The organism is Streptomyces sp. NPDC107562, from assembly GCF_055657325.1.
The window spans coordinates 1-26,423 of sequence record NZ_JBVKBE010000026.1 but is presented as its reverse complement, the minus strand read 5'-3'; the positions used below and the strand labels follow the sequence as shown (position 1 = coordinate 26,423).

22 protein-coding genes are annotated in these 26,423 nt (G+C 68.4%); 15 read left to right on the top strand and 7 right to left on the bottom strand.

Annotation, left to right across the window (positions count from 1 at the left end; translation table 11 throughout):
* Nucleotides 1–12: 12 nt before the first annotated feature.
* The 6 genes from mycP to ACZ7LV_RS38225 all read left to right on the top strand — a co-directional run bounded on the left by mycP (nucleotide 13) and on the right by ACZ7LV_RS38225 (nucleotide 5,581).
* The gene (mycP, locus tag ACZ7LV_RS38250) at nucleotides 13–1,254 is read left to right on the top strand and encodes a type VII secretion-associated serine protease mycosin (protein WP_471945995.1); all 1,242 of its coding nucleotides are present in this window, start codon (nucleotides 13–15) and stop codon (nucleotides 1,252–1,254) included.
* 224 nt (nucleotides 1,255–1,478) lie between these two features.
* The gene (locus ACZ7LV_RS38245; RefSeq protein WP_471945977.1) at nucleotides 1,479–1,835 is read left to right on the top strand and encodes a hypothetical protein; all 357 of its coding nucleotides are present in this window, start codon (nucleotides 1,479–1,481) and stop codon (nucleotides 1,833–1,835) included.
* Complete coding sequence (locus ACZ7LV_RS38240) at nucleotides 1,835–3,499, top strand: WXG100 family type VII secretion target (RefSeq protein WP_471945976.1); 1,665 nt, start codon at nucleotides 1,835–1,837, stop codon at nucleotides 3,497–3,499. The genes ACZ7LV_RS38245 and ACZ7LV_RS38240 overlap by 1 nt, the downstream gene beginning before the upstream one ends.
* Nucleotides 3,500–3,655: 156 nt before the next feature.
* Nucleotides 3,656–4,792 (top strand): S8 family serine peptidase, encoded by a 1,137-nt coding sequence (locus ACZ7LV_RS38235; RefSeq protein ID WP_471945975.1) that lies wholly within the window; start codon nucleotides 3,656–3,658, stop codon nucleotides 4,790–4,792.
* Between the two features lie 80 nt (nucleotides 4,793–4,872).
* Nucleotides 4,873–5,211 carry a WXG100 family type VII secretion target gene (locus ACZ7LV_RS38230; protein ID WP_365452557.1) on the top strand — a complete coding sequence of 113 codons (339 nt, stop codon included), beginning with the start codon at nucleotides 4,873–4,875 and terminating at the stop codon, nucleotides 5,209–5,211.
* 67 nt (nucleotides 5,212–5,278) lie between these two features.
* Nucleotides 5,279–5,581, top strand: a complete 303-nt coding sequence (locus ACZ7LV_RS38225) for a WXG100 family type VII secretion target (protein ID WP_365452555.1) — start codon at nucleotides 5,279–5,281, stop codon at nucleotides 5,579–5,581.
* 70 nt (nucleotides 5,582–5,651) lie between these two features.
* Here the strand turns inward: ACZ7LV_RS38225 and ACZ7LV_RS38220 are convergent, their stop codons facing one another.
* From ACZ7LV_RS38220 to eccCa, 4 genes are all read right to left on the bottom strand, one after another.
* A complete protein-coding gene (locus ACZ7LV_RS38220) occupies nucleotides 5,652–6,014 on the bottom strand; it encodes a hypothetical protein (RefSeq protein ID WP_471945974.1) in 363 nt (120 codons plus the stop codon).
* Nucleotides 6,015–6,240: 226 nt separating this feature from the next.
* Nucleotides 6,241–8,541 (bottom strand): hypothetical protein, encoded by a 2,301-nt coding sequence (locus tag ACZ7LV_RS38215; RefSeq protein WP_471945973.1) that lies wholly within the window; start codon nucleotides 8,539–8,541, stop codon nucleotides 6,241–6,243.
* On the bottom strand, nucleotides 8,541–9,053 hold the full coding sequence (locus tag ACZ7LV_RS38210; RefSeq protein ID WP_471945972.1) for a hypothetical protein: 513 nt from the start codon (nucleotides 9,051–9,053) through the stop codon (nucleotides 8,541–8,543). Before ACZ7LV_RS38210 ends, ACZ7LV_RS38215 begins: the two co-directional genes overlap by 1 nt.
* A 185-nt stretch (nucleotides 9,054–9,238) precedes the next feature.
* A complete protein-coding gene (gene eccCa, locus ACZ7LV_RS38205; protein ID WP_471945971.1) occupies nucleotides 9,239–13,234 on the bottom strand; it encodes a type VII secretion protein EccCa in 3,996 nt (1,331 codons plus the stop codon).
* 295 nt (nucleotides 13,235–13,529) lie between these two features.
* On the opposite strand from eccCa, the gene eccD reads away from it, so the two are divergent.
* Entirely contained in the window at nucleotides 13,530–15,035 is a 1,506-nt protein-coding gene (gene eccD, locus ACZ7LV_RS38200) for a type VII secretion integral membrane protein EccD (protein WP_471945970.1), read from the top strand.
* A 186-nt stretch (nucleotides 15,036–15,221) separates the two neighbouring features.
* Here the strand turns inward: eccD and ACZ7LV_RS38195 are convergent, their stop codons facing one another.
* Nucleotides 15,222–15,515: a DUF397 domain-containing protein gene (locus tag ACZ7LV_RS38195; RefSeq protein WP_471945969.1), complete on the bottom strand. Its 294-nt coding sequence runs from the start codon at nucleotides 15,513–15,515 to the stop codon at nucleotides 15,222–15,224.
* Nucleotides 15,516–15,788: 273 nt separating this feature from the next.
* On the opposite strand from ACZ7LV_RS38195, the gene rpsO reads away from it, so the two are divergent.
* From rpsO to ACZ7LV_RS38170, 5 genes are all read left to right on the top strand, one after another.
* Nucleotides 15,789–16,076, top strand: coding sequence for a 30S ribosomal protein S15 (gene rpsO / locus ACZ7LV_RS38190; protein WP_053763275.1), 288 nt, complete (start codon nucleotides 15,789–15,791; stop codon nucleotides 16,074–16,076).
* A 390-nt stretch (nucleotides 16,077–16,466) separates the two neighbouring features.
* The gene (locus ACZ7LV_RS38185; RefSeq protein ID WP_471945968.1) at nucleotides 16,467–18,686 is read left to right on the top strand and encodes a polyribonucleotide nucleotidyltransferase; all 2,220 of its coding nucleotides are present in this window, start codon (nucleotides 16,467–16,469) and stop codon (nucleotides 18,684–18,686) included.
* Nucleotides 18,683–20,062 carry a M16 family metallopeptidase gene (locus tag ACZ7LV_RS38180; protein ID WP_471945967.1) on the top strand — a complete coding sequence of 460 codons (1,380 nt, stop codon included), beginning with the start codon at nucleotides 18,683–18,685 and terminating at the stop codon, nucleotides 20,060–20,062. The genes ACZ7LV_RS38185 and ACZ7LV_RS38180 overlap by 4 nt, the downstream gene beginning before the upstream one ends.
* Nucleotides 20,063–20,096: 34 nt before the next feature.
* Complete coding sequence (gene dapB, locus ACZ7LV_RS38175; protein ID WP_471945966.1) at nucleotides 20,097–20,849, top strand: 4-hydroxy-tetrahydrodipicolinate reductase; 753 nt, start codon at nucleotides 20,097–20,099, stop codon at nucleotides 20,847–20,849.
* A gap of 11 nt (nucleotides 20,850–20,860) precedes the next feature.
* A complete protein-coding gene (locus tag ACZ7LV_RS38170; RefSeq protein ID WP_471945965.1) occupies nucleotides 20,861–21,313 on the top strand; it encodes a hypothetical protein in 453 nt (150 codons plus the stop codon).
* A 14-nt stretch (nucleotides 21,314–21,327) separates the two neighbouring features.
* On the opposite strand, the gene ACZ7LV_RS38165 is transcribed toward ACZ7LV_RS38170, so the two are convergent.
* Complete coding sequence (locus ACZ7LV_RS38165; protein WP_471945994.1) at nucleotides 21,328–21,882, bottom strand: hypothetical protein; 555 nt, start codon at nucleotides 21,880–21,882, stop codon at nucleotides 21,328–21,330.
* A gap of 102 nt (nucleotides 21,883–21,984) precedes the next feature.
* On the bottom strand, nucleotides 21,985–22,224 hold the full coding sequence (locus ACZ7LV_RS38160; RefSeq protein WP_471945964.1) for a hypothetical protein: 240 nt from the start codon (nucleotides 22,222–22,224) through the stop codon (nucleotides 21,985–21,987).
* A 169-nt stretch (nucleotides 22,225–22,393) separates the two neighbouring features.
* On the opposite strand from ACZ7LV_RS38160, the gene thyX reads away from it, so the two are divergent.
* The 3 genes from thyX to ACZ7LV_RS38145 all read left to right on the top strand — a co-directional run bounded on the left by thyX (nucleotide 22,394) and on the right by ACZ7LV_RS38145 (nucleotide 26,104).
* Entirely contained in the window at nucleotides 22,394–23,134 is a 741-nt protein-coding gene (thyX, locus tag ACZ7LV_RS38155; protein WP_471945963.1) for an FAD-dependent thymidylate synthase, read from the top strand.
* A gap of 232 nt (nucleotides 23,135–23,366) precedes the next feature.
* On the top strand, nucleotides 23,367–24,266 hold the full coding sequence (gene dapA, locus ACZ7LV_RS38150; protein ID WP_471945962.1) for a 4-hydroxy-tetrahydrodipicolinate synthase: 900 nt from the start codon (nucleotides 23,367–23,369) through the stop codon (nucleotides 24,264–24,266).
* Nucleotides 24,267–24,418: 152 nt separating this feature from the next.
* Complete coding sequence (locus tag ACZ7LV_RS38145; RefSeq protein WP_471945961.1) at nucleotides 24,419–26,104, top strand: ribonuclease J; 1,686 nt, start codon at nucleotides 24,419–24,421, stop codon at nucleotides 26,102–26,104.
* Nucleotides 26,105–26,423 lie beyond the last annotated feature (319 nt).

The window sequence follows — 26,423 nt, the reverse complement described above, 5'->3', positions numbered from 1 at the left end:
GCGGCCGCGGCCATGCTGACGGCGACCACACCGCTCGCACCCCCCGCGGTGGCCGCGGACAAGCTGCCGTACTCGGACCAGTGCACGTTCCCCAACGGCCTGTACGCGGGCCGCCCTTGGTCCCTGCAACGCGTCATGCTGGACGAACTCTGGAGCCGGTCCACCGGCAAGGGCGTGCGGGTGGCGGTGATCGACACGGGCGTGGACGTGAAGAACCCGCAGCTCACGGACGCCGTCGACGCGAAATCCGGCATCAACGTCCTGCCGAGGAACCTCAAGGACGAGAACGGCGAACCAATCAAACGAGGCAAGGAGAACGGCACGACGGACATCGTCGGCCACGGCACCAAGGTCGCGGGCATCATCGCGGCCCGCCCCGCGAGCGGCACCGGCTTCGTGGGCCTGGCCCCCGACGCGACGATCATCCCGATCCAGCAGAACGACGCGGAGGGCCACGGCGACACCAAGACCCTGGCCACCGCGATCCGGCGCGCCGTCGAGGCCGAGGCCGGGGTCATCAACATCTCCCAGGACACCTCGAACGCGGCGAAGCCCCACCCGGAACTGGAACAGGCGATCGCCGAGGCCCTCGCCCAGGACGTCGTCGTCGTGGCGTCGGCCGGCAACGACGGCGTCGGGGGCAACGTCAAGAAGACCTACCCGGCGTCCTACGACGGCGTCCTCGCGGTCGCCGCCTCCGACCGCAACAACGAACGTGCCGCCTTCTCCCAGTCCGGCGACTTCGTCGACGTGGCGGCCCCCGGCGTCGACATGATCTCGACCGTGCCCGACGGCGGCCACTGCTCCGACAGCGGTACGAGCTTCGCGGCGCCGTACGTCGCGGGTGTGGCGGCACTGGTCAAGGCGAAGCACCCGGACTGGACCGCCCAGCAGATCGGCGCCCAGATCGAGCAGACCGCCGAACGCACGATCGCCGGCCACGACCGCCTGGTCGGCTGGGGTGTGGTGGACCCGGTCCGAGCGGTGACGGAGGACGATCACCCGGTCGAGTCCCCGAGCCCCCAGGAGGGCCTCACCCGGGCCGAGGCGCCCACACCCGCGAAGTTCCAGCTCGGCGAGACCCCCGACGAGCGCAACGCCCGCCTGGCCACCTACGTGGCAGTGGCCGCGGCGGTCCTTGCCGCGGGCTTCGGAGGCACCGCCGTGGCGATCCGGGACGCGCGACGGCGGGCGCGGAGGGTGACGGGGGCCGAGCAGCCGTGCCCTCCGAGGTCGCCTCGCGGACAACGGTGAATCCACGGAGCCACGGCATCACGGCTGTCGCAAATGGCAGTTGGGCCTGTCAGTGAGAGTCACTAGAGTGGTTCAAGTTGCGGTCACGAACACTTGAGAGGCGTTGGCTGCTCAGGACGGGCAACGAAACAACGGGGAGGGAAAGCTTCGTGCTTCCTGCAGACTTGGGCGGGGCCGCCGACGTCAGACGTGGCCTGATGGCGTTGTCCAAGTTCAAACAACGCGTGGACGATCTGCTCCGGGACTTCGAGGACTCGGCGGGCGGCCCGTCGAAGGTGGCGGCCCACAGCCTGTCCCAAGGCGCTTTCGGGATGGGCGACTTCCCGGAAGCGAAGGCACTCCACCTGGAGTACGAGCGCGTCCACGAGCGCATCTCGTCCCTGTCCAGGTCGCTCGGTCTCCAGCTCGAGGCGATGATGATCGCCGTGCACGGTGTGGACGTGACCTTCGACCACCTCGAAGAGGAGGCCCGCTACCGGTTCCACGAGATCCGGGCCGAGGTCAACCAGCAGCGCGAAGAGATGCTGCACGAACAGGTCAACCGCAAGAACGACGCCGATCGCACGGACGCGGGGTACTGATGAGCGGCGACAAGGACAGGAAGCAGCCGAACCCTCACGCGGCGGAACACCAGGAAGCCGCCCAGCAGAACGGCAGCCTCGACGCGGTCATGAGTATGACCAGACTGGTCGACCTCAGCCCCCTGGGGTCGGCCCGAGGCCTCCACTTCGGCAAGTCCAGCTTCGAGGGCTACGACCTCAACAAGATGATCGACATCGTCGAGTCCGCGAACCCGGAGCTGCTGGACGCCGCCGGCGAGGCCATCATCAGCGCACGCAACGCCATCGACGCGGCGGCCGAGGAACTCACCCTGAACCTCGGCGACGTCGACTGGGAGGGCGAGGCCCGCAACGCCGTCCACAAATGGGGCAACGACCTCGCCACCACCGCGCGCGAACTGGCCACCTACGCCGACGTGGTGGGCACCCAGGTCTTCGCGGCCGGCGCCGGCCTCGCCTCCGTACGCAAGTCCATGCCCCCGCGCGACACCCGCACGGACCCCAAGACCGTCGACGACATCCCCGAGGCCAAGCGGGTCGAGAGTAACGACGCGTACACGGCGGCGGTACAGGCGGAGAAACACCGCCAGGAAGCCATCAACCAGATGTACCGGCTGGCGTCGTTCTACACGGTGTCGCACGGCCTGATGCAAAAGGCCGAGGAGCCGGTGTTCCCGACGATGCCGGATGCGGGGGTGCCGGTGCCGTTTGACGGGAGAGTCCGTGTGGAACCTCCTGACACCGAGGAGACACGCACTCTTTCGGGTGCAAGTGCCCCGGACACCGAGCGTCGTCACGCCGTGAGTGCCCATGCCGAGCGCGCGCAGGGTGTCGGTCTGTCTGCAGCCGCGGTTGCGGACGACGCCGTCGTGAGCCCGGAGCGACACGTCGGCATGCAGATCGACACCGTCGGCACTTTGCCGCCGCAGGAGACCATGAAGCCGCCACCTGTCATGTCTCCTCAGACGACGAGCCCCAACGTCTCTCCTGTGGCATCGCCTCCTCCATTCGCTCCCGTTGCGACCTCCCCCGTTTCGCGAGGTCCGGTAGGGCGCACCTCGGGCATTGGTGGCGTACCCGCGTCCAGAACTCCCGCGTCTGCACAGGGGCGGATTGGTGGTGCTCCGACTGGCACCGCAGCAGGACGGACGGGAACCGGTCCGTCGGGACCGGCGGGACGAGCCATCGCACCAGGACATGCAACTGGTCGTGCGGCTGGCCCGGTGGGACGTAGCGTCGTCGGCGGGGTACCTCGACCTGCGGCACCTACGGCTGGGCAGGCCGGTGGCGTCTCCCGCGGCCCTGTCACTGGAATGGGCACCACGAACCCCGGGCGTACCGGTGCCGGGCCCGCTGGTGGGGGGCGCACGACTGGTGGCGTCGTCGGCGGGAGGCCTGTCCCCGGAGCTACCGCCGGCACCACTGCCTCACGGATGCCGCGTGGCACGGTCATCGGCAGTGAACAAGCACCCACCTCGCGCGGCACCGGCGAAAGGCCCGGCCAGCGTGGGGTGATCGGGGCGTCGGGTGCTAGGGCCGGTGCGGGAGAGGCGTCTCGCGCCTCCGTCAGCAGTTCAAATGGCGTCGTCGGGACGCCAAAGCGCAGGGCAGCGGGCAATCGGGGAACGGGTGGCACGCCTTTGCGCCGGGAAGAGCGGCGCGATGGGGCGTCGTCGTCCGACTGACCGGACAAGATCGAGGACGAACGAGGCATGGTGGCAAGGATCGACCGACGCGGTGAGTGTAGTGCGCCTCGCGCGGGACGTAACAGAGGACGAGTTTCAGCCGTCTGCGCAGTGCTCGGGGCCTTGGCAGCTCTGTCGGTAGGTCTGGCTCCGGGAGTGGCAGCCGCAGACGTCCAGTCCCAGCAGTGGTACCTGTCGGCGATGAAGGCCGATGAGATGTGGAAGGTGAGTAGCGGTGAAGGCATAAAGGTCGCGGTCATCGACTCTGGCGTCAACCCGGACACCGCCTCCTTGAAGGGGCAGGTACTCGCTGACGAGGTACCAGAGGCCGTCGCGTACGGCGCGACAAAGGACTACACGGGCCACGGGACGACGATGGCGGAGTTGATCGCCGGTACTGGCGCCGGTGACGGTCTGAAAGGCCTTGCCCCGGGGGCAAAGATCGTGCCCTACCGGATTGCGTTGGACGATCTGAGGGGAACGGAGCTGGAGAAGACCGCGAAGTCGGCGCAGGCGATCAGGGCTGCCGCCGACAGCGACGCGCAGATCATCAGCATGTCCTTCGCGAACCCCGGTGCCACCGCGGAAGGGGAAGCGGCCGTCAGGTATGCCCAGTCCAAAGGCAAGCTGATGTTCGCCGGCGTCGGCAACGACGGGCAAAGGAAGGACCTGATCGGTTATCCGGCGGCCTATCCCTACGTCGTCGGTGTCGCAGCTTCGGACGAGAATGGCGCGGTAACAACCTTCTCGGAGCGCGGCAACTACGTTGATCTTGCTGCCCCTGGCCTCAACGTACCCGGTTGGTGCGACGAAAACTTCCGGTCGTACTGCGTAGGCAAGGGGACCAGCCAAGCCACCGCCATCGCCTCCGCCTCGGCAGCCCTCGTCTGGTCCGCCCACCCCGACTGGACGGCCAACCAGGTGCTCGCCAGCCTGATCGACACCGCCGGACGTGACTGGGCCAGGGACGACCCGAGCACCTACCTCGGATACGGCTTGATCCGCCCCCGCAAGGTGCTGGAGGACGCCGACTTCAACCCAGTTGCAGCGGGCACCGACCCGCTCGCCAAGGAGAACGTGACGGGCGTAACCGACGAGGGCCCTGCTTCGCCCTCCGCGGCCGCCTCGTCCCAGTCCCCCGACCGCAACTCCGGCGGCGACACGTCGGCGGCAGGATCAAGCTCGGAATCGTCCGGCAGCACCACGATGTGGGTCGCGCTGGGGGCGGCAGGAACTGTCCTGGTGATCGGGGCCGGCGCCTACGCCATGGTCCGGTCCCGGCGAGGAGCCTGACCACTCCTGGCGGCGACTGCAACACCCGCGCGCCTGCGCACGCATAACGAGCGCGAACTCTCAGGAAACGGAGTACCGACATGGTAGACCGCAAGCTAAATGAAGGCGACGTACAGCGGCTTCAGACGGAAGTCGTCGATCGCTACGACAACATCCGGCAGTCGCTGGCGAAGCTGCAGGGAACGATCGACATGATCGAGAAGGCCTGGCGGGGCCAGGGCGCCAACGCATTCAACGCGAAGCAGACCGAGATCAACGGCCACATGGTCGCGATCGGCAAGATGCTCGACGACTTCCTCGAGGGCATCCACATGAACAAGACCGACAAGCGCAACCTCGAAGACCAGATCGACGCCGACATGCGCAAGATCTCGGTCGAGGACCTCGGCGGCAAGACGTCGGCGCTCAACAGCTACTGACGAACCGCAGCTGCAGTATCGCCGGGCCACACAACCCGGCTGACCGCGCCACAGAAACGAGGGAAACATGTCCGGAGCGCACTACGACGAGCTCGCCGTCACCTACGGCACCATGGACGCGCTCGCCACCGAACTCGGCAACCAGGCGAAGAAGCTCGAGGAGGACCTCGAGGCCCTGAAGCAGGCCGTGCTCAACGTCTCGTCAGGCTGGGGCGGCGAGGCGTACAGCGAATTCCAGAAGAAGTCCGCCCAGTGGGACAAGCACGCCAGGGGCATCCACGCGGCGCTGGTCCAGATCGGCCAGCGCGTCCAGACCGCCGGCGGCGACTACCGGGGCGGCGACCTGAAGGGCGCGAGCTACTTCATGTAGCAACAGGACCTTTCACAACACCGGGGTGGACGCGCACGGGAGGCGCCCACCCCGATGTCACTTTCGGCCGTCAGCGCGATCCGTGGCACGCGGCGGAGCCTTCGAGCGCCTTGGTGTAAGCCGTGATCAGTTTCTTCATGGCGGCGGGGTCGGATCGGTCAGGGGCGAACACTTGAATCACTGTGTATAGGGTTTGGTCTGGATGATTCGCAGCTCGACAAGACGTCGCAGTTCGACCTACGGCCCCGCTGCCCGAATAGAGATAGCGTTCGTCGGCCGTTACCTCACCCTCGTCGACTTTGGCATACCCCGCGGCGATCGTCGTGACGGTCTCGTTGTCGCTCCACCAGGTCTGGGTCTGCCGGACCGCGAGGTCGCCATCAACGATGACGTCACACCGCTTCGTCCCCGTATTGGGCGATGATGGCTGCACGGCGACCGAGTCTCCTCCGGGCATAATGCTTTGCCATAGGTCGGGAGCCATTTGAATCCCGCACATTGTGCGGGGCATTGTGTAGTTTCTGTCCTTTTCTCCACTGCCGGTCGAACATGCGGACACTGCTAGAAATCCGGCCAGGGCGGCGCTTGCGGTGGCGCGGCGCGCCCATTCGGGACCCGTGGAGGGCGAGTGAAACACCCGAGGAGCCTTCCGTATAGCGTCAGATGTCAGTCTTGAGATGAGGTGCCATGTACTCGGCGTTCGTCCCGGCATCCTTGAATCCCCTTTGCGCCGCACTGCGCGCCTTGTCGTCAATGATCAGTTCCAGCAGGTCGGTTCTGTGGTGAGTTTTGGCGGCGAGTTCAGTGGCGGTTTCGGTGTACGAGGCGTTTCGATCCAGGCCGCTTTCCCAGTGTTTCGCCATTTCGCCTGTCGCGTCGGCCTTCGCATCGCCTTGGGCATCCTTGAACACTTCTTCCAGAACCATGCTGCTGACGGTACTGGCAAGGCCACCCGCCACAGCTCCTCCCACTGGGCTCGCCATGAACGTGACGCCTACACCGATGCCTGTCCCGATACCACCAGAAATTGCGTTTTTCCGCTGTGCCATGGCTTCAGCGTGAGCCGTGTCATCGAGATCCGCAGGACCTGCCAGGGCCTCCTGGCGACCGATGGCGAGGGTTCCCGAAACCTCTCCCGACCCGTGGGCAATCTGGTCGACAGCGAAGAAAAGGTCTTTGGAGTATCTCACTTCGGCGGGAGTGTTGGGATTCATGTGATAGTCCATGAGGTTGGACATGTACGCCTTGTTGGCCAATTCAACGGTTGTGTAACCCTCAGGATTCTGCCCGACCGCTATGAGGAGCGCTGTCACATCCCGGTGATGGAAGTTGGCCGGGGTGCCCGCGACAGGGAAAAGCCTTGCGGTGTCGTTGTCTGCGTCATCCGTCATTGCCCGATTGACATCCGGTAGATATTCGGAGGCGATTTGGGCGATGCTGTCAGACATGAAGCTATGGTCGGTGAGCCGTGCTGGGTTTTCTGAGATAGATGACACCAGGCTCTCGGTCAGCCTCGCCTGCTCCGCATTATGAGCCGGTGTGTCCGCTGTCGGGAGCTCGCCCGCCGGATGCCCCGTGGTGGCCGCCTCCAAGGCCAATGCCAGAGTGTTCCGCCCCGCGATACTTTCTTCGCCCTTGCTGTCCCAGTCCTGCGGCCAGTCACGCTCCTCGAAGAGGTAGTCGAAGTTGGTTAGCGACCGCTTGGCCTCGGTTCCGTCATCGTCGAGATCCTGCGTGAACTCGTGATCCTCGTCCTTGGTGACGAAAGTGCCGTTGAAGAACTCCGTCGCCGCGTCCGGGCTGTTGGACAGGGCTTTGAGATATCCGGTCATCGGGTCCCAGCCCGAGTCGGTGCCTGAGTGGTTCAGGACTGAGTCGCCGCCGCCTCGTGTCCATGCGCCGTGGCGGCCGTTGCGCGTGAACTTCTTCTCCGTCTCGATCAACCTGTCGCCGTAGTCGACGAGGAAGCGGTCGTCGTAATCGCCCCACCGCATCAGGTTGGTCATGACCTGGGCTCCCAGCGGGAATCCACCGTTGCGGCCTACGGGCTTGTCCGCCAGGTCGAGCATCCCGGACTTCCAGTCGACCATGTTCGCGCTGTCGCTTTGCGACGCGGTGGCGAGCGTAAGGCTGAGATGTTTCTGGAGGTCGGCGTATTGGTCGGCTCGCTTGCGTTCCACTTCCCAGGCATTTTGCGTGTGGTCGTTGATGCCGGTCCAGAAGTTGAGTGTTCCTGTTGCACCGAGAGACGTGGCGAAGCGTTCCGCGAACAGCTCGTCGTCCGCGTACTCCTTGAGTCCCTTGTTGAGGCGGTCGAACTCCTCGACCGTGAGGTCCTCAGGATTCTTCTTCGCCAGCCTAGCCAGTTCGTCGGCCGCTTTGACGGCTTCGGCCGCGGAGTCCCGGTCCTTGTAGCCGGCATCCGAGAAGCCGACGGCGCTTTGTTCGGTGATCGCCCTGAGAACGGTGCTGGCTGAGTTGTCGATCTCCGTCGCCCCGTTGAGGATCTCTTGCACTTCGTCGCGAAGCGCGATGACGTCACCTTCACTGTGATCGGGAACCGTCGTGCCCTTCGCGGCGCGATCGGGGTGGACGTTCATGGTGACAGTGAATCCGCCGTCACCGGTCGAAACTACCGTCAGGTTCTTCTTCAAGCCCCGGTCGAGCGCATCGTTCAGCCTGGTCTGGTACTTCTTGAGATCGTCCCGCGTGTCTCTGAGGATGTTCCACAATGATGTGGCTTGCGCGTGGGCGTCGGCGAACTCACCGGCCGTCTTGCCGATGAACTCCTTCGTCACAGTGGCGTTGTAGCCAGCCCAATTGGCCTTGTTGGCCGCGCCCCGGAGACCCTTCGCAGCGTCATCCTTCACCGTTGCGAGGTCCTTGACCATGGTCGACCAGTCGTCGATGGCCGTGTCGAGCTGACTGAAGTCGGCGAATCGGAGGGCGTCGAGATCCATCAGTTCTCGTCCTTCTTCACGCCGGGATCGCCGTACACGGGGTTCCTTCCGCCCGGTTCACCGACCCTCTCGTCGAAGCCCGCGTCCAGTAGGTCGATGCTGCTCATTTGGCGCCGGATGTAATGGTCGTCGCTCGAGTGCAGTTTCTTGGTGACGGTCATGTGGTTGGAGATGTGCGCGCACGCGTCCCTGAGCGAGGACAGCTGTTCATCCCACCGCGTTGCCACGTGTTTGAGAGCGCCTCCCAGCGCGAAGCCGTTCTTGGAGAGGCTGCCTGCGGCCGTCTCACTGGCGGGCACTGCCCTGCGTCCCTTGTTCCACAGGTCGTTGTACAAGCCGAACGCGTTCTTGCCGATTCTCGCTAGGTCACCCTGGTTGACCGTCAGGTCGCCGTACTGGCCCGGCTCCTGGGTGTAGCCTCCGCCACTCGGATCGAGCTGATTCAGTTGCATCTGTGCCGACTGACGCTCCGCTGCCTGTGACTTCAGCTGCTCCCATTCGTCCCACGCCATCGCGCGGACTCCTTCCCCGTGTCCCCGTGAAGCCCCGTCCTCCCGGACGGGACCGTTCCGCCAAGCTACCAACAGGTCGGACCTGCGGGCCCGATGCAATGGGGTGCACGCACCTCGCCCCCATTTCCACAACGCACCGCTGCAGGGTTCGACACGGCGGTGCGGCGCTCCGCGCACCCCATACCTCAGTACGCCCCTTCTGGCACCAACCCGACCTGCACCAACGGCCTCCCCCGCCGCCGGGACACGAACACCCCCCGCCCCGCAGGCATCGGCCGGGGCCGTACCCCGCCGAGGAGGTCTCCCTCTCCGGGGTCGCCCGCCAGCACCACCCCCTGCGCCCCCAACTCCTTGATCCGCTGCATGAACGCCTCGTAAGAGGACCGACCCGCGCCGGCCGTCGAGCGGGCGATGATGAAGCGGACGCCGACGTCGCGGGCGAAGGGGAGGAGTTCGGTGAGCCCGGACAGCGGATTCCCGCTCGACGTCGACACCAGGTCGTAGTCGTCGACGACGACGTACACCTTGGGCCCCTGCCACCAGCTCCGGTCCCGCAACTGCTGTGCGGTCACGTCGCCCGTCGGCGATCGGCGCTTCATCAGGTCGGCCAGGGCCGCCATGTGGTGGTCCATGGCGTTGGACATGGGAATGTACTCGGCCAGGTGCGAGTCCGGGGTGGCGCCCAGCAGCGACCGCCGGTTGTCCACCACGAACAGCTTGCACTCCTCGCCCGAGTAGCGTTCCGTCAGCTGCTGGATCAGCAGCCGCAGCAGGTTCGACTTGCCCGACTCGCTCTCGCCGAAGACCAGGAAGAACGGGTCCTGCTCGAAGTCGACGAAGACGGGCTCGAGGTTGTCCTCGTCGAGGGCGAAGGCGACGCCGCGCCCCGGGAAACGGTTGCCCGCAGGCAACTCGGCGGCCGGGAACTCACGTGGCAGCAGCCGTACTTCAGGCGCGGGCGGCGCCTGCCAGTGGCGCGCGACCTCCGCGGCCAGCGCCTGCGTGGCGTCGGCGAGGTCCGTGTCCGAGGTGAGCCCGTCGATCCGCGGCACCGCCGCCATGAAGTGCAGTTTTTGCGGCGACTGACCTCGCCCCGGAACCCCCGCCGGCACATTGGCGGCCACCTTGCGGTCCAGCTCGGAGTCCATGGTGTCGCCGAGGCGCAGCTCCAACCGGTTCATCAGGTGGTCCTTGAGGTTCGCCCGGACCTCCATCGACCGTGACGCCGTCAGGACGACATGGATGCCGTAGCCGAGGCCGCGCGCCGCCATCTCCAGGACGATCGGCTCCAACGTCTCGTGGTCCGACTTGAAGTTGCCCCAGCCGTCGATGACGAGGAAGACGTCGCCCCAGGGCTGGTCCGTGACCGAGATCTCGCCCCGTGCCCGGCGGGTCCGGAAGTCGGCGATCGACGGGATCCCGGCCGAGCGGAAGTACTCCTCGCGGCGGGTCAGCACGCCGTACACCTCGGCCACGGTGCGCCGCACCCGCTCCGGATCGAGACGTGAGGCCACGCCGCCGACGTGCGGCAGTCCGGCCGCCGCCGCCATCCCGCCGCCGCCGAAGTCGAGGCCGTAGAACTGGACCTCGTACGGCGTGTGGGTCAGCGCGAAGGAACAGATCAGTGCGCGCAGCAGGGTCGACTTGCCGGACTGCGGGCCGCCGATGATCTGCATGTGGCCGGCCGCGCCGGAGAAGTCCGCCCAGAGGGCGTCGCGGCGCTGCTCGTACGGCTTGTCCACCAGGCCGACCGGCACGACCAGGCGGCCCGCGCCCTCGTAGCCGGGCTGGGTGAGACCCCGGTCCGGCACCGCCGTGAGCCCGGGCAGGAGCGCGTCGAGCGAGGGCGGGCTGTCCAGCGGCGGCAGCCACACCTGGTGGGCCGCAGGACCCTGCGCCTCGAGCCGGCGCACGATCACGTCGAGCACCGTGTCCGCGAGGGCCTCGTCGACCTCCGGCTCGTCCCCGGCCGACCTCTGCCGGGGCACCTGGACGTACCGCACCGGCACCTCGGCCGCCGTGAACAGCACCGGCCGCCGGTCCACCGGCAGGGGGCCGCCGGTCAGGGCCGCCCGCTGCCCGCCCGACCGGTACACCCCGGAGACGTACGCCGCCTTGAACCGCAGCATCTCGTCCGTGCCGAACTTCAGGAAGCCGGAACCCGGCACGTTCGGCAGTTCGTAGGCGTCGGGCACACCCAGCGCCGCGCGTGACTCCGCCGCCGAGAAGGTACGCAGACCGATGCGGTACGACAGGTAGGTCTCCAGCCCGCGCAGCCTGCCCTCCTCCAGGCGCTGCGAAGCCAGCAGCAGGTGCACGCCGAGCGAGCGGCCGATACGGCCGATCTGCACGAACATCTCGATGAAGTCCGGCTTCGCCGTCAGCAGCTCGCTGAACTCGTCGATCACCAGCACCAGGGAGGGGATGGGCTGCAGGGGCGCACCCGCCGCCCGGGCCTTCTCGTAGTCGTGGATGTTGGCGTATTTGCCCGCGTCCCGCAGCATCTCCTGTCGGCGGTTGAGCTCGCCGCGGATGGAGTCGCCCATGCGGTCGACCAGGGTCAGGTCGTCCGCGAGGTTGGTGATCACGGCCGCGACGTGCGGCATCCGCGCCATTCCGGCGAAGGTCGCGCCGCCCTTGAAGTCGGCGAGCACGAAGTTCAGCGTCTCCGAGGAGTGGGTGACCGCAAGGCCCAGCACCAGCGTGCGCAGCAGTTCGGACTTGCCGGAGCCGGTCGCGCCGACGCACAGCCCGTGCGGGCCCATGCCCTCCTGGGCCGCCTCCTTGAGGTCGAGCATCACGGGGCGACCGTCCTCGCCCACGCCGATCGGCACCCGCAGCCGCTCGGCGAGCGAACGCTGCCGCCAGGTGCGCCGGGTGTCGACGGACGCCGCGTCGCCGAGGTTCAGCAGATCGGTGAACTCCAGGTTGGCCAGCAGCGGTTCGTCGTCGTCCCCACCGGAGGCCATTCGCAGCGGGGCCAGTTGTCTGGCCAGGACCTCGGCGGACTCGTACGGCAGGGTGTCGGGCGTCCCCTCGTAGACGGCGCCGTGCACCGACTCCAGACGCAGCATGCCCGGTCCCACCACGACGGCGAGGTCGCCACCCGAGCCACCCAAGCCACCCGAGCCACCCGAGCCGCCCAAACTGGGGACCACTTCGAGAATCGAAACCCCCTGCAGACCCTCGGGGTTGGCGAGAAGCGAATCCGGCGGCAGGGAAACGCCGTCGAGGACGACGACGATGTGGGGCTCGTCCGGCAGGTGCGCGGCGTTCGGATGGAAACGGGGACGGCCATTGAGCCGGGTCGCGATCAGGTTCTCCAGTTCGCGTGCGTCGGTGCCGATGAGGCGACGGCTGCCCGCGCCGTCCACGGCGTCCGGTGCCTGGCAGTGCGGCAGCCACTTGGCCCACTCCCAGTGCGTCAACTCGTCCGGACCCGTCACGACGACGAGGACCAGATCCTCGGGGGAGTGCAACGCCGCCAGCGAACCGGTCACGCCCCGGGCGGACGAGCGTACGGACTGCGGATCGCCGCTGATCGTCACGTGGTAGAAGGCGCGCAGAGAGACGGCCATCGGAAGGTCGTCCAGGGTGCTGTGGGCAGCGAGGAAACGCCGCAGGGCACCGGCCGTCAAGGGCTCCAACTGCTCGGCGGGCCCGGTCTCCGGGGCGACGAGGGCGGAAGCCAGCGCCTGGGGTCCGAGGCCGATGCGTACCTGTGCGAAGTCCTCGTCCCCGGGCCGCCGTTCCCACACCCGACTGCCCTCGGCGACCAGCGCCCACAGTTGTTCGGGGGAGGGGTGGAGGAAGTACTGCGCGTCGCGTTGGGCTCGCGCGGTGGTCAGCGTGGTGCCACGGACCTGGGTCAGGTATCCCAGGTAGTCGCGGCGCAGGTCCGCCAACTGCCCCTGGTTGCCCCGGCGGAAGCGCACCACCATCGCGACGGACATGGCGATGGTCGAGGCGATCATGACCATGCCCATGATCCTCATGAACGGTTGCCCGCTCGTGAAGAAGAAGACCACCGAGCCGCCCATGCCGAGCGTGGGCAGGAGTTGCATCAGCACGCTCTCCTGATGCCCCCGTGGCAGCTCGGGCGGAGGCTGCACGGCGATGTCGCCCGTGGGCACCTCGGACGGCAGCGACCGAGGCGGCCGCTTCACGACGATGTGGCTCACTGCTCACCAATTCCCTTGCCGGCCCCGGCAAGTACCGTCCGCCACCCCGTGTCAGGCGGACGCGGGCCGCCGCGTGATCCTACTGACTTCTGGTGCGACGAGGGGGCGGTAAGGTGCCGGATGTTCGCGTGAGCACATGCGCTGCGGGCCCGGGGAGAGCGGACATACCGCACTGTTCGGCATTCGGCTGCGGCAGTTCGACCGTGCGGCCGGACCCGCGTTCCACGCCGCGCGCGAACCGGCGCAACTTCTTCACGCCGCTGACGCGGAACCATCACGCAGGGGGGAGCAGCAGGTGAGCATCACGGCCTCGGGGGCAACCACCGCAGGAGGATCCGGAACGGGGACCGCGCCCGGAAACGGGCTCGGCTTCTGCCGGGTCACGATCGTCGCGCCCGACAGCAGGATCGACGTGGCCCTGCCCGACGACGTGCCGGTCGTGGACCTGTACCCCGAGATCCTCAGGCTCTCCCGGCAGCGCCCCGCCGAGGGCGCGCCGGTCGGTTACCACCTCGTACGCCGGGACGGCAGGGTCCTCGACGGCTCACGCTCGTTCGCCGCCCAGCAGATCCTCGAGGGCGAACTGCTCTCGCTGCGGCCCTTCTCCGCATCACTGCCCCCCGCCGTCCACGACGACGTGTCAGAGGCGGTCGCCTCGGCCGTGACCCGTGAACACACCTTGTGGGGCTCCGACCTGACCCGCACCGCGGGCCTCGTCGGCGGTGCCGTCCTGCCCGCCCTGCTCGCCTTCGTGGCCTGGACGGGTGACCCCCGCCACGACATGCACGGCCTGCCCGGCGTCCTCGCCGCCGTCGCCGGTGTCCTCCTGGTCGCCCTCGCCTGCGTACGGGCCCGTGTCTACGACGACCGGTCCTCGGCCCTTGCCCTGGGGCTCGGCGCACTGCCGAACGTCGGGGTGGCCGGCTCCGGACTGCTCCCGCTCGCCGACGGACAGGGCGTCGGCAAGCTCCAGTTCCTCCTGGCCTGCGCCGCGGTGCTGCTCGCCGCGGTGCTTCTCACCCTGTGCTCGCCGGCCGGGGACGGTCCGTTCGTCGCCTGTCTCGTCGCGTCCGGCATGGCACTGTGCGCCGTGTTCGCGGGCGTGCTCGCGCACTGGACGCCGTCCGAGATCGCCGCCCTGTGCGCTCCCGTGGCGGTGGGCGCGCTCGCCTTCCTGCCCGGTCTGTCCCTGCGCTTCGCCCGGCTGCCCATCGGCTTCGACGCCCAGGCCTCCGCTCCGCGCAGCGCCTACGGCGCCGATCCGGCCCCTCAGGAGCCGGTCGACCTCGAACGGATCACCGCCCAGGCTCGCCGCGGCCACGAACTCCTGGTCGGCCTCGTCGGCGGCTGCGCGCTGCTCGCCGTCGGCTCCTGCGCCGTCCTCGGCTTCTCCGAGGGCGTCTGGGCGCAGTTGCTCGCGCTGGCCGTCGGTGTCGCCCTGCTGATGCGCGCGCAGCTCTTCCGATACACCGCCCAGGTCGTGCCCTTGCTCGTCGCCGGTCTCGGTTCCCTCGTGCTGCTCGGGACCGGCCTGGCGCTCAATCCGCCCGTCTCCGCGTTCCGCGACGCGCTCACGGGTGACCGCACCGACCTGGACATCCGGACGATCTGGCTCGTCGCCGCGATCGCGGCGGTCACCGCCGTCGTCACCGCGATCGGCCTGTCCGCCTCGCGGGGCGGCGTCACCCCGTTCTGGGGCCGCTTCACGGAGATCGCCGAGGGCTTCGTCCTGCTGACCCTGGTCCCGCTGGCGCTCGCCGTCTTCGACGTCTACGCGGCCGCCCGAGCGATGACGAGCTGAACGCGCCGCCGGAAGCCGACGAGGAGTCGAGCGCAGCGCCGGGGAGCCGACGGTGAGCTGGACGCGACGCCGTAAGCCGACCACGAACGGCTCACGGCGCAAGGGTCCCCGGCATCGAAAGCACCACGCCCACCATGCCCAGCACCCCCTGACCGCCCCGAAACCGCCCGGCGCCCCCGAACCGCGCTACTGCTCCCCGCCCCCCACACCCCCCGGCGCCCCCTCCAGATCGAACTCCCCGTCCCGGGCCCCCAGCACGAACGCCCGCCACTCCGCCTCCGTGTACCGCAGTACGGTCCCGGGGTCGAGCGACGAGCGCATGGCCACGGCGCCGTCCGGCAGGTAGGCGATCTCCACCCGTTCCTCCTGCTCCTCGGTGCCCGGCGCGCTGAGCCATTCGACGTCCGAGATGTCGAGCGCGTACAGCTCGTCCCGCTCCCGCTCCTTGCGCGCCTTGATCTCCGCTTCCGTCTCCGCCATTGCGCAGCGACCCCTTCCCGACGTACACGTACCGACGACGATCCGACCGTTCACCCTAGTGGCCGCTCCCTCGCCGTCAGGGTGGTTCGCCGACCGTGGGCGGAGCGGTCCTCACCAGCTGGTACCCTGGCTGACGGCCGTTTGTGTACGCGCCCCGGAGCCTTGGGCCCTGGTGGCCGCGCCCAGCGGATCCCGCCTTCCGAGTCATGGAAGCTTCCCCGAGACGCAGACCGGGGGCACTCGGTGGCCTGTCACAGACTATGAGGAGTACGCGTGTCGCTCGACGCCGCTACGAAGAAGCAGATCATCTCCGAGTTCGGTACCAAGGAGGGTGACACCGGCACCCCCGAGGTCCAGGTCGCTCTGCTGTCCCGTCGGATCTCCGACCTGACCGAGCACCTCAAGACCCACAAGCACGACCACCACTCCCGTCGTGGTCTGCTGATCCTGGTCGGTCAGCGCCGCCGGCTGCTGCAGTACCTCGCCAAGAAGGACATCCAGCGCTTCCGTGCGCTGGTCGACCGCCTCGGCATCCGCCGCGGTGCGGCGGGCGCCAAGTAAGACACCGTGAAGGGAGCGGTTCCCACGACCAGGGGGCCGCTCCCTTTGCTGTACGTGCGGAGTGTCACCACCCCTTTGTAGTGTGGTAGCACAACGCATGACGCACGACCGTTGTACGCACGACCGCTGTAAGCACGACGCACGACCGCTGTACGCACGACGCTGCAGGCACGACGCAGCGTGAATCCGCCCGCCCACCGGGGTAGGCGAGATCACACAAGACGAACGAGGAGGAGCGCACCGCGCCGCCGCCGGTCCTCGGTAGTGGCCCCCGGGGGAAGTGACCCGGGTGCTTCGATCGAAGACCGGCCCGCACCAGACGGAGCGCTTCTCCGCCACCGTCCCCCCGCCACACGGGCGAGGAGGGACGAAGACGAGGAGAAAACGCTAGTGGAGAACGAGACCCACTACGCCGAGGCCGTTATCGACAACGGCGCGTTCGGCACCCGCACCATCCGCTTCGAGACGGGCCGCCTGGCCAAGCAGGCCGCCGGCTCCGCCGTGGCGTACCTGGACGACGACACCATGGTGCTGTCGGCCACCACCGCCTCCAAGAACCCCAAGGACCAGCTCGACTTCTTCCCCCTCACGGTGGACGTCGAGGAGCGGATGTACGCCGCCGGCAAGATCCCCGGCAGCTTCTTCCGCCGTGAGGGCCGGCCCTCCGAGGACGCGATCCTCACCTGCCGCCTCATCGACCGCCCGCTGCGCCCGTCCTTCAAGAAGGGCCTGCGCAACGAGATCCAGGTCGTCGCCACGATCATGGCGCTCAACCCCGACCACCTGTACGACGTCGTGGCGATCAACGCCGCCTCCGCGTCCACGCAGCTGGCCGGCCTGCCCTTCTCCGGCCCGATCGGCGGCGTCCGCGTCGCGCTGATCCGCGGCCAGTGGGTGGCCTTCCCGACGCACACCGAGCTCGAGGACGCCGTCTTCGACATGGTCGTCGCGGGCCGCGTCCTGGAGGACGGCGACGTCGCGATCATGATGGTCGAGGCCGAGGCCACCGAGAAGACCATCAAGCTGGTCGAGGGCGGCGCCGAGGCGCCGACCGAGGAGGTCGTCGCCGCCGGTCTGGAGGCCGCGAAGCCCTTCATCAAGGTCCTGTGCAAGGCGCAGTCCGACCTCGCCGCCAAGGCCGCCAAGCCGACCGGCGAGTTCCCGATCTTCCTCGACTACCAGGACGACGTCCTGGAGGCGCTCTCCGCCGCGGTCAGGCCCGAGCTCGCCCAGGCGCTCACCATCGCCGGCAAGCAGGAGCGCGAGTCCGAGCTGGACCGCGTGAAGACCCTCGCCGCCGAGAAGCTCCTGCCGGAGTTCGAGGGCCGCGAGAAGGAGATCTCCGCCGCGTACCGCTCGCTCACCAAGCAGCTGGTCCGCGAGCGCGTGATCAAGGAGAAGAAGCGCATCGACGGCCGCGGCGTCACGGACATCCGTACGCTCGCCGCCGAGGTCGAGGCCATCCCGCGCGTGCACGGTTCCGCGGTGTTCGAGCGTGGCGAGACCCAGATCCTGGGCGTCACCACCCTGAACATGCTCCGCATGGAGCAGCAGCTGGACACCCTCTCCCCGGTGACCCGCAAGCGCTACATGCACAACTACAACTTCCCGCCGTACTCCACCGGCGAGACCGGCCGCGTCGGCTCCCCGAAGCGCCGCGAGATCGGCCACGGCGCCCTCGCCGAGCGCGCCCTGGTGCCGGTCCTGCCGACGCGCGAGGAGTTCCCCTACGCGATCCGCCAGGTCTCCGAGGCGCTGAGCTCCAACGGCTCGACGTCCATGGGCTCGGTCTGCGCCTCCACCATGTCGCTGCTGAACGCCGGTGTGCCGCTGAAGGCCCCCGTCGCCGGTATCGCCATGGGCCTGATCTCCCAGGACATCGAGGGCGAGACGCACTACGTCACCCTCACCGACATCCTCGGTGCGGAGGACGCCTTCGGCGACATGGACTTCAAGGTCGCCGGCACCAAGGAGTTCGTGACCGCCCTCCAGCTGGACACCAAGCTGGACGGCATCCCGGCCTCCGTGCTCGCCGCCGCCCTCAAGCAGGCCCGGGACGCGCGTCTCCACATCCTCGACGTGATGATGGAGGCCATCGACCGGCCCGACGAGATGTCCCCGAACGCGCCGCGGATCATCACCGTGAAGATCCCGGTCGACAAGATCGGTGAGGTCATCGGCCCCAAGGGCAAGATGATCAACCAGATCCAGGAGGACACCGGCGCCGAGATCACGATCGAGGACGACGGCACGATCTACATCGGTGCCGCCGACGGCCCGGCCGCCGAGGCCGCCCGCGCCACGATCAACGGCATCGCCAACCCGACGATGCCCGAGGTCGGCGAGCGCTACCTGGGCACGGTCGTCAAGACGACCACCTTCGGCGCGTTCGTCTCCCTGCTGCCCGGCAAGGACGGTCTGCTGCACATCTCGCAGATCCGCAAGCTGGCCGGCGGCAAGCGCGTGGAGAACGTCGAGGACGTGCTCGGCGTGGGCCACAAGGTCCAGGTCGAGATCGCCGAGATCGACTCCCGCGGCAAGCTCTCCCTGATCCCCGTGATCGAGGGCGAGGAAGCATCCGAGGACAAGAAGGACGACGCCGACCAGTGACGTCCCGTGGCTCCCAGGTGACGGCCCGCTCCTCCTCGGAGGCGCGGGCCGTCGCCCGTACCCAAACCCTCATCAAGGGCGAGGGCGGCATCGGTACGGTGCGCAAGACCACCCTCCCCGGTGGCCTGCGCATCGTCACCGAGACGCTGCCCTCCGTGCGCTCCGCGACCTTCGGCATCTGGGCGCACGTCGGCTCCCGTGACGAGACGCCGTCCCTGAACGGCGCCACGCACTACCTGGAGCATCTGCTCTTCAAGGGCACGCAGCGCAGAAGCGCCCTGGACATCTCCTCGGCGCTCGACGCGGTCGGCGGCGAGATGAACGCGTTCACGGCGAAGGAGTACACGTGCTACTACGCGCGCGTGCTCGACGCCGACCTGCCGCTCGCCATCGACGTCGTCTGCGACATGCTGACCGGCTCGCTCATCCTCGAAGAGGACGTGAACGTCGAGCGCGGCGCGATCCTCGAAGAGATCGCGATGACCGAGGACGACCCGGGCGACTGTGTGCACGACCTGTTCGCGCACACGATGTTCGGCGACAACGCGCTCGGCCGCCCGGTCCTCGGCACGGTCGACACCGTCAACGCCCTCACCGCCGACCGCATCCGCCGCTTCTACAAGAAGCACTACGACCCGACACACCTCGTGGTCGCCTGCGCCGGCAACGTCGACCACAACAAGGTCGTACGCCTGGTGCGCGCGGCCTTCGAGAAGGCGGGCGCCCTCAAGGACCTCGCCGCCCAGCCCATCGCCCCGCGCGACGGCCGCCGCGCCCTGCGTGCCACCGGCCGCGTCGAGCTGATCGGCCGCAAGACCGAGCAGGCCCACGTGGTGCTCGGCATGCCGGGTCTGGCACGCACGGATGACCGCCGCTGGTCCCTGGGCGTGCTGAACACCGCCCTGGGCGGCGGCATGTCCTCGCGCCTCTTCCAGGAGGTGCGGGAGAAGCGCGGCCTGGCCTACAGCGTCTACTCGTACACCTCCGGCTTCGCCGACTGCGGCCTGTTCGGCGTGTACGCCGGCTGCCGTCCGTCGCAGGTGCACGACGTGCTGAAGATCTGCCGCGACGAACTCGACCACGTCGCCGAGCACGGCCTGTCCGACGAGGAGATCGCCCGGGCCGTAGGCCAGCTCCGTGGATCCACCGTCCTCGGCCTGGAGGACACCGGCGCGCTGATGAACCGTATCGGCAAGAGCGAGCTGTGCTGGGGCGAGCAGATGTCCGTCGACGACATGCTGGCCCGGATAGCGGCGGTGACCCCCGACGAGGTCCGCGCCGTCGCGCGCGACGTCCTGGGGCAACGGCCCTCGCTGTCGGTCATCGGCCCGCTGAAGGACAAGCAGGCGTCGCGTCTGCACGATGCCGTCGCCTGACCCCCGAACCCGTCATCGGTAAGGAAGCAAGAACATGAGCAAGCTGCGCGTGGCGGTACTCGGCGCGAAGGGCCGTATCGGCTCCGAGGCGGTACGGGCGGTCGAGGCCGCCGAGGACATGGAGCTGGTCGCCGCCCTCTCCCGGGGCGACAAGCTGGAGACCCTGGCCGAGGCCGGCGCCGAGGTCGCCGTCGAACTCACCACCCCCGCCTCGGTCATGGGCAACCTCGACTTCTGCGTACGGCACGGCATCCACGCCGTCGTCGGTACGACGGGCTGGACCGACGAGCGCCTCGCGCAGTTGCGCGGCTGGCTGGAGCAGTCCCCGGAGACGGGCGTGCTGATCGCGCCCAACTTCTCCCTCGGGGCCGTCCTCACCATGAAGTTCGCGCAGATCGCCGCGCCCTACTTCGAGTCCGTCGAGGTCGTGGAGCTGCACCATCCGGGCAAGGTCGACGCCCCCAGCGGCACCGCGACCCGCACCGCCCAGCTCATCGCCGAGGCCCGCGCCAAGGCGGGCTCGGCGCCCGCGCCGGACGCCACGGTCACGGCCCTGGAGGGGGCGCGCGGCGCCGACGTGGACGGCGTGCCCGTGCACGCGGTGCGTCTGCGCGGTCTGCTCGCGCACCAGGAGGTCCTGCTCGGCGGCGAGGGCGAGACCCTCACCGTCCGGCACGACTCGCTGCACCACAGCAGCTTCATGCCGGGCATCCTGCTGGGCGCCCGTCGTGTCGTGAGCACGCCGGGGCTCACGTTCGGCCTGGAAAACTTCCTGGACCTGGGCTGAGCCGGATCCTCATGCGCGCGAAACTCTCCTACCTCGTCACGGCCGCCGTCCTGGTCTTCTACTTCGTCCTGGTCGGCAGCCGCGGCGTGCTGCTCATTCGGACAGGCACGGTTCTCACCGTCACGTTCGGTGTCGCGGTGCTGGTCCTGCCGGTGATCGGTCTGTGGTTCCTGTGGAAGAACACGCAGTTCGTCCGCAGGGCCAACCGGCTCGCCGCCGAACTCGACGCCGAGGGCGGTCTGCCCGCCGACGAGCTCAAGCGGCTGCCCAGCGGCCGTATCGACCGTGACTCGGCCGACGAGGTCTTCTCCCGGCGCAAGGCCGAGACGGAGGCGGCGCCGGACGACTGGCGTGCCTGGTTCCGCCTGGCCGTCGCCTATCAGGACGCCCGCGACACGCCCCGTGCCCGCAAGGCAATGCAGCGGGCGATCGCGCTCCACGAGGGCGGGCCCGTCCAGGCCTGATTCCAGCGAACGGCTCAGCCCTGCCGGTACTCCGCCGCCCAGGCCTCCACCGCGTCCGCCGCCCGGTCGAAGGCGCCGGAACGCGCCAGGAAGTCGGCGTTGTGCGTGGTCAGCAGGTACGGCACGTCGTCGGCGGCGCGGTCCTTGCGTACGAGGATCAGCGCCTGGCCCTGCACCGTGCGCGGCAGCCCCAGCCAGCGGACCGGCTGCTGCAGCGTCCGCACGGCGGCCACCCGGTCCCACGAGAGCGTCCGGGTGTGCAGGAAGCGCACCTGACGCAGCCCGTGTGCGCTGACCCACACGCCCATGCGCAGCAGCCGCAGGGCGACGGCGATGACGACGAGCGCGATGCCGAAGACCACCGCGGCGCTGGACGGCGTACCCGTCAGGGCGATGATCACCGCCGCGAACAGCACGTACGAGGCGAGCAGCAGCCACACCGCGGCCGCGCCCACCCGCCAGGGACCTGGGCGGTAGGGCCGCCGCCAGCGGTCGCGGTCGTCGAACGGCAGCGCGACGTCGTCGGCTGTGTCGAAGGCGCTGTCGGCCGTCAGGAAGGACAGGGGCACGGCTGGGTCCTCGCTCATCCATGCATGGGCTGTGCCCGGTGAGGCTATCGACCCGTGTCCGCGCCCACCACCCTTGGGGGTCCGTCCGAGGAGCGGGCCCGCTCAGTGGCCGTCGGAGGCCTGTGACTGCCGCGTCGGCGTCGAGAGGTGATCCTGCTCCAGCGCCGGCGTCCCGATCACCAGGGAGCCGGCCAGCCCCGCCACGATGCCGAGACCGAACAGCCAGCGCCCGGCGATCTGCCCGGCGGACGCGCGGCGGCGGGGTGGGGGAGTGACGTTGCTGCGGAACCGGTCCGCTTCGGCGACGAAGGCGAAGGGTATGGGCTCACGCCGACGGAACATCGGGGTCGTGCTCCTCTCCGAGGACGCTGGGAACCCTGGGGTTCGGATGAACGACTGTCATCAGTACAGACGCGCGAGTACCCGACGAAGTGCCGTCTTACCGGGAAAAACTTCGCTCAAGGCACTGAGTAGAGTGGGCGCCACCCAAGCCGTGACCGGAAGGACCCTCTTGACCTCCGCCGATGCCCCCCACCCCGACATCGCCCTGCGCGGTGATGTTACGGTCGAACTGGTGAAGTCCAGCGCCTCCGACTCGGACGTCCTGTTCGCCGCTCGTGTCTCGACCCAGGGCGAGCAGTCCCTCGCCGAGTTGCAGAAGGACCCGGAGCGCTCGAAGGGTCTGATCAACTACCTGATGAGGGACCGGCACGGCAGCCCCTTCGAGCACAACTCGATGACGTTCCTGATCAGCGCGCCGATCTTCGTCTTCCGGGAGTTCATGCGGCACCGGGTCGGCTGGTCGTACAACGAGGAGTCGGGTCGGTACCGCGAGCTCCAGCCCGTGTTCTACGTCCCCGACACCTCCCGGAAGCTGGTCCAGGAGGGCCGCCCCGGCAAGTACACCTTCGTGGAGGGGACGCCGGCGCAGTACGACACGGTCCACCGTGTGCTCGACGAGTCGTACCAGCAGGCCTACGCCGCCTACCAGAAGCTGCTCGCGGAGGGCGTCGCCCGTGAGGTGGCGCGGGCCGTGCTGCCGGTCGGACTGTTCTCCTCGATGTACGCCACGTGCAACGCCCGCTCGCTGATGCACTTCCTCGGTCTGCGTACCCAACACGAGCTGGCCCAGGTCCCGTCCTTCCCGCAGCGGGAGATCGAGATGGTCGGCGAGAAGATGGAGGCGGAGTGGGCCCGGCTCATGCCGCTCACGTACGCCGCCTTCAACGCCAACGGCCGGGTCGCGCCGTAACGCACCGAGCGATTCTCCGGGAGTGCCCGGCGGTCCCTGCCAGGCACAGATGTACGGGTCAGTCGGGCGAAATGTCCGTATTGCGGCATTCGGAGAAGTTCATCTAGCCTGATCAAACGGACCCGGCACTGCTTGAACCCCCGAGCAGGCAGTGCCGGGATCCATCTTTGTCCAGACTTTTCCCGCATCCCGAGGGCAGACCGCGCCTTGAGCAACGAGTAGCGTGTAACCCATGGCTCCGACCTCCACTCCGCAGACCCCCTTCGGGCGGGTCCTTACCGCCATGGTCACGCCCTTCACGGCGGACGGCGCACTCGACCTCGACGGCGCGCAGCGGCTCGCCACGCACCTGGTGGACGCAGGCAACGACGGCCTGATCGTCAACGGCACCACCGGCGAGTCCCCGACCACCAGCGACGCGGAGAAAACGGACTTCGTACGAGCCGTCCTGGAGGCCGTGGGCGACCGCGCCCACGTCGTCGCCGGCGTCGGCACGAACGACACCCACCACAGCATCGAGCTGGCCCGCGCGGCGGAGCGCACCGGCGCGCACGGCCTGCTGGTCGTGACGCCGTACTACAACAAGCCCCCGCAGGAGGGCCTGTACCGCCACTTCACGGCCGTCGCCGACGCCGCCGAGCTGCCGGTCATGCTCTACGACATCCCCGGCCGCAGCGGCGTCCCGATCAACACGGAGACCCTGGTCCGCCTCGCCGAGCACCCGCGGATCGTCGCCAACAAGGACGCCAAGGGCGACCTCGGCCGGGCGAGCTGGGCCATCGCGCGCTCGGGCCTCGCCTGGTACTCCGGTGACGACATGCTCAACCTGCCGCTGCTCTCCGTGGGCGCCGTCGGCTTCGTCTCCGTCGTCGGGCACGTGGTCACCCCCGAGCTGCGCCAGCTGGTCGAGGCGTACACCAGCGGTGACGTCCAGAAGGCGACCGAGATCCACCAGAAGCTGCTCCCCGTCTACACGGGCATGTTCCGCACCCAGGGCGTCATGACCACCAAGGCCGCGCTCGCCCTGCAGTCACTGCCGGGCGGCCCGCTGCGGCCCCCCATGGTCGAGCTCACACCGCAGGAGATCGAGCAACTCAAGATCGATCTTGCCGCCGGCGGGGTACAGCTCTAACAACAGACTTCGCCCGACAGGGCGCGTAGGGACTTCACAACTGAATAAGCGGGCCACCGGTGCCCGCGCCCCACAACGACAACTGCTTCTGCACGAACGTCACGCGCGCCACGTGCCCACCGGTACGTGGCGCGTGTGGTGAGGAGAGTCTTTTGAGTCATCCGCATCCTGAACTCGGCTCGCCGCCGCCGCTTCCCGAAGGCGGCCTGCGGGTCACCCCACTCGGCGGCCTCGGTGAGATCGGCCGCAACATGACGGTCTTCGAGTACGGCGGCCGCCTGCTGATCGTCGACTGCGGAGTGCTCTTCCCCGAGGAGGAGCAGCCCGGAATCGACCTGATCCTGCCGGACTTCTCGTCCGTCCGGGACCGCCTCGACGACATCGAGGGCATCGTCCTCACGCACGGCCACGAGGACCACATCGGCGGTGTCCCCTTCCTGCTCCGCGAGAAGCCGGACATCCCGCTGATCGGCTCCAAGCTGACCCTCGCCCTGATCGAGGCCAAGCTCCAGGAACACCGCATCCGGCCCTACACGCTCGAGGTCGCCGAGGGCCATCGCGAGCGTGTCGGTCCCTTCGACTGCGAGTTCGTCGCGGTCAACCACTCCATCCCGGACGCGCTCGCGGTCGCCATCCGCACGCCCGCCGGCATGGTCGTGCACACCGGTGACTTCAAGATGGACCAGCTCCCGCTGGACGGCCGGCTCACGGACCTGCACGCGTTCGCACGCCTGAGCGAGGAAGGCATCGACCTCCTGCTCTCGGACTCCACGAACGCCGAGGTCCCCGGCTTCGTGCCGCCCGAGCGCGACATCTCCAACGTCCTGCGCCAGGTCTTCGGGTCCGCCCGCAAGCGGATCATCGTGGCGAGCTTCGCCAGCCATGTCCACCGCATCCAGCAGATCCTGGACGCCGCTCACGAGTACGGCCGCCGGGTCGCCTTCGTCGGCCGCTCCATGGTCCGCAACATGGGTATCGCGAGGGACCTCGGCTACCTGCGTGTCCCGCCGGGCCTCGTCGTCGACGTCAAGACGCTCGACGACCTGCCGGACAGCGAGGTGGTCCTCGTCTGCACGGGCTCGCAGGGCGAACCGATGGCGGCCCTGTCCCGCATGGCCAACCGGGACCACCAGATCCGCATCGTCGACGGCGACACGGTGATCCTGGCGTCGTCCCTGATCCCCGGCAACGAGAACGCGGTCTACCGCGTCATCAACGGCCTCACCCGCTGGGGAGCCAACGTCGTCCACAAGGGCAACGCCAAGGTGCACGTCTCCGGCCACGCCTCGGCGGGCGAGCTCCTGTACTTCTACAACATCTGCAGACCGCGCAACCTGATGCCGGTCCACGGCGAATGGCGCCACCTGCGCGCCAACGCCGAACTGGGCGCCCTCACCGGCGTCCCGCACGACCGCATCGTGATCGCCGAGGACGGCGTCGCCGTCGACCTCGTCGAGGGCAAGGCGAAGATCTCCGGCAAGGTCCAGGCCGGCTATGTGTACGTCGACGGCCTCTCGGTCGGCGACGTGGGCGAGCCGGCCCTGAAGGACCGCAAGATCCTTGGCGAGGAGGGCATCATCTCGGTCTTCGTCGTCGTGGACTCCTCCACCGGAAAGATCACGGGTGGCCCGCACGTCCAGGCCCGTGGCTCCGGAATCGAGGACTCGGCCTTCGTCGACGTCCTTCCGAAGATCACCGAGGTCCTGGAGCGCTCCGCCCAGGACGGCGTCGTCGAACCCCACCAGCTGCAGCAGCTGATCCGCCGCACGCTGGGCAAGTGGGTCTCCGACAGGTACCGCCGCAGGCCGATGATCCTGCCGGTCGTCGTGGAGGTCTGACCCGCGTACGACCGTTCGTACGCGCGGACTTGGAGCGGGGCGCCTCGATTTGCATCGGGGCGCCCCGCTCCAGTACGTTTACGGCTCGCTCCCCCGGGAACCCGGCCACTCTGTGCCGGAGACTGTCCCCGGAGCGGGGCGGAAATTCCGACTCGGAACCTCTGATAAAGTCGGAAGCGCCGGAAAGGGAAACGCGCAAGCGTGAACCTGGAAAGCACCGAGGAAATCGGATCGAGAAAAGATCTGATAGAGTCGGAAACGCAAGACCGAAGGGAAGCGCCCGGAGGAAAGCCGCGAGAGAGATTCTCGGGTGAGTACA

Bases quoted from the DNA above. Each gene is read 5' to 3' on its own strand.
- ACZ7LV_RS38230 (WP_365452557.1), top strand. From the start codon at position 4,873: ATGGTAGACCGCAAGCTAAATGAAGGCGACGTACAGCGGCTTCAGACG.
- ACZ7LV_RS38195 (WP_471945969.1), bottom strand. From the start codon at position 15,515: ATGGCGGAGACGGAAGCGGAGATCAAGGCGCGCAAGGAGCGGGAGCGG.
- ACZ7LV_RS38225 (WP_365452555.1), top strand. From the start codon at position 5,279: ATGTCCGGAGCGCACTACGACGAGCTCGCCGTCACCTACGGCACCATG.
- dapB (WP_471945966.1), top strand. From the start codon at position 20,097: ATGAGCAAGCTGCGCGTGGCGGTACTCGGCGCGAAGGGCCGTATCGGC.
- dapA (WP_471945962.1), top strand. From the start codon at position 23,367: ATGGCTCCGACCTCCACTCCGCAGACCCCCTTCGGGCGGGTCCTTACC.
- ACZ7LV_RS38160 (WP_471945964.1), bottom strand. From the start codon at position 22,224: ATGTTCCGTCGGCGTGAGCCCATACCCTTCGCCTTCGTCGCCGAAGCG.
- ACZ7LV_RS38215 (WP_471945973.1), bottom strand. From the start codon at position 8,541: ATGGATCTCGACGCCCTCCGATTCGCCGACTTCAGTCAGCTCGACACG.
- ACZ7LV_RS38210 (WP_471945972.1), bottom strand. From the start codon at position 9,053: ATGGCGTGGGACGAATGGGAGCAGCTGAAGTCACAGGCAGCGGAGCGT.
- ACZ7LV_RS38170 (WP_471945965.1), top strand. From the start codon at position 20,861: ATGCGCGCGAAACTCTCCTACCTCGTCACGGCCGCCGTCCTGGTCTTC.
- mycP (WP_471945995.1), top strand. From the start codon at position 13: ATGCTGACGGCGACCACACCGCTCGCACCCCCCGCGGTGGCCGCGGAC.
- ACZ7LV_RS38240 (WP_471945976.1), top strand. From the start codon at position 1,835: ATGAGCGGCGACAAGGACAGGAAGCAGCCGAACCCTCACGCGGCGGAA.